The organism is Variovorax sp. P4_D9, assembly GCF_056401695.1.
This window is the reverse complement of record NZ_JBFUIU010000653.1, coordinates 1-5,011: the sequence shown is the minus strand read 5'-3', so window position 1 is coordinate 5,011 and position 5,011 is coordinate 1. Positions and strand designations below refer to the sequence as shown.

The 5,011-nt window shown below is 62.5% G+C and carries 5 protein-coding genes; 3 read left to right on the top strand and 2 right to left on the bottom strand.

The window, feature by feature from the left end; translation table 11 throughout:
- Positions 1-351: 351 nt before the first annotated feature.
- On the bottom strand, positions 352-720 hold the full coding sequence (locus AC1DY5_RS41700; protein WP_478120296.1) for a YcgJ family protein: 369 nt from the start codon (positions 718-720) through the stop codon (positions 352-354).
- Positions 721-1,640: 920 nt separating this feature from the next.
- On the bottom strand, positions 1,641-2,285 hold the full coding sequence (locus tag AC1DY5_RS41695) for a cysteine hydrolase family protein (protein ID WP_478120295.1): 645 nt from the start codon (positions 2,283-2,285) through the stop codon (positions 1,641-1,643).
- A gap of 376 nt (positions 2,286-2,661) precedes the next feature.
- On the opposite strand from AC1DY5_RS41695, the gene AC1DY5_RS41690 reads away from it, so the two are divergent.
- The 3 genes from AC1DY5_RS41690 to AC1DY5_RS41680 all read left to right on the top strand — a co-directional run bounded on the left by AC1DY5_RS41690 (position 2,662) and on the right by AC1DY5_RS41680 (position 4,791).
- The gene (locus AC1DY5_RS41690; RefSeq protein ID WP_478120294.1) at positions 2,662-3,075 is read left to right on the top strand and encodes an OsmC family protein; all 414 of its coding nucleotides are present in this window, start codon (positions 2,662-2,664) and stop codon (positions 3,073-3,075) included.
- A gap of 468 nt (positions 3,076-3,543) precedes the next feature.
- The gene (locus tag AC1DY5_RS41685; protein WP_478120293.1) at positions 3,544-4,332 is read left to right on the top strand and encodes a P-loop NTPase family protein; all 789 of its coding nucleotides are present in this window, start codon (positions 3,544-3,546) and stop codon (positions 4,330-4,332) included.
- A 12-nt stretch (positions 4,333-4,344) separates the two neighbouring features.
- Positions 4,345-4,791: a hypothetical protein gene (locus AC1DY5_RS41680; protein WP_478120292.1), complete on the top strand. Its 447-nt coding sequence runs from the start codon at positions 4,345-4,347 to the stop codon at positions 4,789-4,791.
- Positions 4,792-5,011 lie beyond the last annotated feature (220 nt).

Below are 5,011 nucleotides of genomic sequence, written 5' to 3'. Positions count from 1 at the left end.
GGATGGCTGCGGGCGAGCGCGTTCGGGCTGAAGAAGTCATTGCCCTCTATCGAGACAGGAACGGTCCGGGGCCCAAGACGTTCGACCAGGCGAGCAAGCGCTGAATCGACCGGCAGAATGCGGCCAGGACCAGTCCTTCGCGCTGACTGCTCAGTTCGCCCGAAAGCGGCCTTTGACGATCAGCTTGGCTTTCCCCGGCGCGCAATGAGTGCGCCCTCGATCGCTTCACAGGTAGCCGCCGTGTTCGGAGTGGCCGCCAGGCGCATCGCAACATCCTTGCAATTTGCGCTCACCGAGTTCGCTGACAGCAGCGAGGCCATGCCGATTGGCAAGACCGGGGTCTGCGTCAAGTCAAAAGGTCCCAAACAGCAGCTCGGTGTACTTCTTGTTCACGGCCGCGCTGCGTTTGCCATCGGCACTGTAGTACCGATCTGCGCGGCATAGGCGCTCTTTAACGTCGCAGAACACGCCGTTGGCAAAGGTGAACTCGGTCCGGTCGAAGTCCCCCTGTGAGGCCAGCTTGGTCGCGGCCTTTTTTTTGCCGAGGTACTTTTGGGTGAGCTCGAGCGAAATGCCTTTGCCATTGGCACACACGTAGCGGTCGCAGAGGACCCGCGGCGCTGGCGATCGCAGCGCGACCTGCTTTGCGGCGTGGGCGGGGACAGCGGATACGGCGATCAGAAGAGCCAGAGACAACGGAAAGTGGCGTGGGATTTTCATGCAGGCGGATTGTGGCTTGTCCGCGAAGGCAGCGCCGGACTGGTTGGCCGCGCCGCGACGGCTTCACGTGCGTCGTGCTGCGTGGCCGCCGGGTATGGCCCAAATGCCCGGGTGGGAGGATCATGACGCCGGCAGGGGAGCGACGAGGCGGCGCAAACGATGGCCGGGACGTTGAGCCAGCCTCGACCGCAGTGGGGGTGTGACCTACTTGTGCGCAGTCCGGTGGCGGATTGTGCTCGGAACAGGTCGCTCGGAGGCAGAGCGCGGCCACAACCGGTCGCTCGGACTTGGGTTACGTCTTGCGCGGCGGCCGCGCGTCCTTGCGGGCAGGTTCRCTGCCATCGTCGCGATAGCGCAGTTGGTTGCCGACTCGGCTCGGGTACTTCARCGCGTCCATCGATCCTGCTCGTCCCGTGAAAGGGCGCATCTCGCTGCCGTTGTACGTTTCGCGGTGCAWRGGGGGCCTGGGTCCGATCGTYGGCACCGSAGCGGATAYGCGCTGCTCGTCTTGSCCTYGCAGCGCCTCGCTCCCCTTGACCGTGATCGTGTGTAGATGGCCTGGAGTCCCGTCGTGTCGGGGGCTGGAAACTTCCCGGACGTAGCCCTGTGCACGCAGTGCCGCCAAATCTTCGGCAACCGGTCGGCCCAGGCTCTGGGCGATGGCGATGCCGAGAGAGAGGTCCATGCGGGCAACTGCGCGGCGAGATGGTCCGGGGTGAGGAAAGCAGAGGATGGGGGAGTCATCTCGCATTCTCCACGCATCGCGCCACAAAGCGAAATCGAAACATTGACCGAGTTCGCAGCAGAGCCTTTCGGAGTCGTTTCCTGTGACTTGATTCGGGCCACAAGCCACTGACCGCGAACGGCTGCTATTCGGCCCGGCTGATGTGCTCTTCGGCGTCACTCACAGAAGCGCACGATCAGCGGCGTAGAGCGAGGGAGCGTCGCAAGATATTCGCCTCGGTGAAGATCGCGTCCCCGGCGAACTCCAACAGCTTGACAGAGCCACGCGCGGCGTCCTCGTTCCCGTGCCCGCACGCATCGGCGACGATCACGGGAATGAAGCCGAGATCTGCAGCGTGTCGGGCGGTAGGCTCGATGCCGATTTCCATGGCAAGGCCGACGATCGCGATCGCGCGGATGCCACAGTCACGCAGCGCAAAGGACAACGGCGTTCCTTCGAACGCGGACATCGCAATCTTGTCGAAGATGGGCTCGCTTTGAAGCGGCGCGAGCTCAGGGACGATCTGGAACCCCGGCGAGTCGCGCAGGAACCACGGCTGCACGTCGTCGGGGCTGTCGAGACGTTGCCAGCTCATCGCCATCCGATACTGGAACGAACCCATAAACTCGCGCGGCAAGGACAGGTGCCGCGTGAAGCACACGCGCATCCCGGCTTCGCGCRCGATGGTCAACACGTCATGCACGCGTGCAGTGAGAGCGGCGCCATCCGACACCTGGCTGACGATCCCGACTTGCATGTCGTACACGAGCAGAGCGATGTCCCTGGGATTGCAGACATCGTCGAGCGTGCGCGGGATGGTGAGACCGAATGCTTTTTCCATCGCGTTTCTCCTGGACAAGCTGGCAGGCCACCGAGGGTCATCCATTGCATGCATGCAACACGCTCTGGTCTCCCTTCGGCCACCTCGGCGCCGAGTCTTGCACATTTACTGCGCACCTGCAGGAGTTCCAGAGACTGACCGCCGCCCTAGACGCGGCGAGCGCGGAGGCGGAACGCTTGGGGGAACAGCTCGCCAAGCTCCGATCGGCGCAGGAGGTAGCACCTTGGCACGCGGCCGGCCCGAGTCGCTAGCTGCAAGCCGGCCCGCTTCAGGCCCCGTGATGCCGCCGGCGCCTTGGGCTACAGTCGGCCAGAACCCGCCCTCCGGCGGGTGGCAGAATTTCGACTGGAGCCACATCGGCCAAACGGAGCACACCGTGCTGATATCTGCCACTGTCAGGAACTCCCAGACCCGGCACGAAGTCTCCGTGCGTACGGGCGAAGGCACACAGTCTCTTGTCGTGCCCTCCAAGCCTTCTGGCAAAGGCTCCGCGGTCAATGGTGGCGAGTTCCTCATGCTCGCGCTGGCGACCTGCTACTGCAATGACCTTTACCGCGAGGCTGAACGCCTTAGTGTCCCCGTCGAAGGGGTCGTGGTCGAGGCGACAGCGGATTTTCCGGGCATCGGCCTGGCGGCCACCAACATTCAATACGAAGTCAAGGTGTCGTCACCAGCGACGCCTGAGGACATCGCGGACCTGGTGCGGCAAACGGATGCGGTCGCAGAAGTTCACAACACCATTCGCGCGGGCGCTCCGGTCACCCTTTCGAGGGACCACGCTGAACGGTGAGTTGCCCTTCGTATCCGGGACATGTGGCAGCATCCGGCCAAAATCGGCCCTCCGAGCCCAGACCAGAACCATGAAGAAGTTCAGACACCATTCGTACTTTGCCAAGCCGCGCCAAGAGCAGCTGCATCTGTTTTCGCACGTCTGCTTCTCGTGTCGCAAATCTTTCAAGAAGCCAATGCGCGCGCTCGCCCGGCTCTGCCCGCAGTGTCACGGACCGATGGTGAGGCTCAGTCGCAAGTTCCCGACGCCCAAAATGACCGATATCGACCAGTGGCGAAAGGTCGAGTACCTGGTCAGCCACGGATTCCGCTTTCAATCCATCCACGAGCAGCCGAGCGGAACACTCGTGCACTATCCAGCGACCTTGGCCGAGGCGAAACTATTCGTCGAGCGATACGTCGGTCGAGTCCGATAGCGGCCCAGGAACGGACACTGAGGACCGCTGCTTGAATCGGATACAACATCCGCATGAATCCCGTCGCACTGCCAGACCACCAGTCCTCCGAACGCCATGGGCTCGTCATCATCGAGGGCATCATGGGCTCCGGAAAGTCGACAACCATGAGGTTCGTCGCGAAGGCGCTCGAAGATGCAGGCCGGCCGGCGCTTGCTGTTCACGAGCGCGCCGACCCGCATCCTGTCCGAGCGACCGACGAGCTCCAGCACTGGTTCGAACCCTGGCGTGAATCCACGGCTGAACAGCTGGCGAGTCGAGCAGTTTCAAGGTGGCGCTCGTTTGCTGAAGAGGTTCAACCTGGCCCTGCAGTGCCCGTGCTGGACGGCCAGCTCTTTCACGGCGACCTTACCAATCTCTTCCTGATGGAGGCGAGCTTCGATGAAATCGCGGCGTACTGCCAGAGCTTGGCCCAGGTCATCGGACCATTGCGCCCGCTCGTCGTCTACCTGCGGCAGGAGAGCGTGGAGCGCGCCGTGCGCACCGTTTGCGCAGAGCGGGGGGAGGCCTGGGTGAATTATCAGGTCGACTGGAAGTTGAAGGGACCGTACGCGGTGCGCCGGAACTTGGTTGGTCTCGAAGGCCTCATTGCGCTGTACCAGGACTACCGACTCATGACGGACGCGCTGTTCGACCGACTGACGCTGGACAAGCTGGTCATTGAGAACTCGGAGCGAGACTGGCCGCGGTACAACCTGCAGGTCCTCGAACGACTCGGGCTGGACGGCGTACCAAGCGCCAATTGTGGTGCGTACCCACAGACAGAATCCGGCCAGAAGCAGCCGGTCGTCCTCGACGCCTAGTTTGGATGGGACATGAAATCACTTCGCCTCGCCTGGGAGCCCGAAAACACAACCCCGCTCTCCGCCATTGAAGAGCGTATGCGTTCTTATAAGGCGACGAGGGGCGTCACCATCTTGGGCAATGGGACTCTGCTGTTCATCACCGCCGGTGAAGACGACGAGGCCGACGCTCGTCGCGCCTTGGACGAAGCGCGATTTCTGACCGACTTTCGCAGTGTCGAACTGAAGGAAGGCGGCTACATGGTGGCTTTCCACGATGCCGTCGCTGTGTTCGTTGGAGCTGAGGAGTTCAAAGAGCGGCGGAGCGAAGTGGAGGCTCGGCAAGCGGAATTGCGCTTTCCTGAGGAGCACTTCTTTGTGCCTGGCGACTCCGGCCCAGATAGCATCCTGGTCGGCCTCTACGCAAGGGGAAAGCTCCAGCGGGATTGCTACAACTTCCGCTTCTTCAAACGAATCTAGGCACCTTGGAACACGTGTCAGCCTGCGGCCAGAACCCGACATTCGATGACAGGGCTCAATCTGCCCGATCGCCGACGTTCGCGGCGTGCACACAACAAGGGCCTGAGATCTGAGCCGCCTTGCCGACGTACCTGTTTGGGGGTATATCGGCATGCGTGAGGCATCCGCCCTGTTTTCGTACGGTCGAGTTGCAGACCGGAAAGGAGCGCCAGTGAAGAAA

Coding starts and splice junctions, on each gene's coding strand:
- AC1DY5_RS41680 (WP_478120292.1), top strand. CDS start 4,345: ATGAAATCACTTCGCCTCGCCTGGGAGCCCGAAAACACAACCCCGCTC.
- AC1DY5_RS41700 (WP_478120296.1), bottom strand. CDS start 720: ATGAAAATCCCACGCCACTTTCCGTTGTCTCTGGCTCTTCTGATCGCC.
- AC1DY5_RS41685 (WP_478120293.1), top strand. CDS start 3,544: ATGAATCCCGTCGCACTGCCAGACCACCAGTCCTCCGAACGCCATGGG.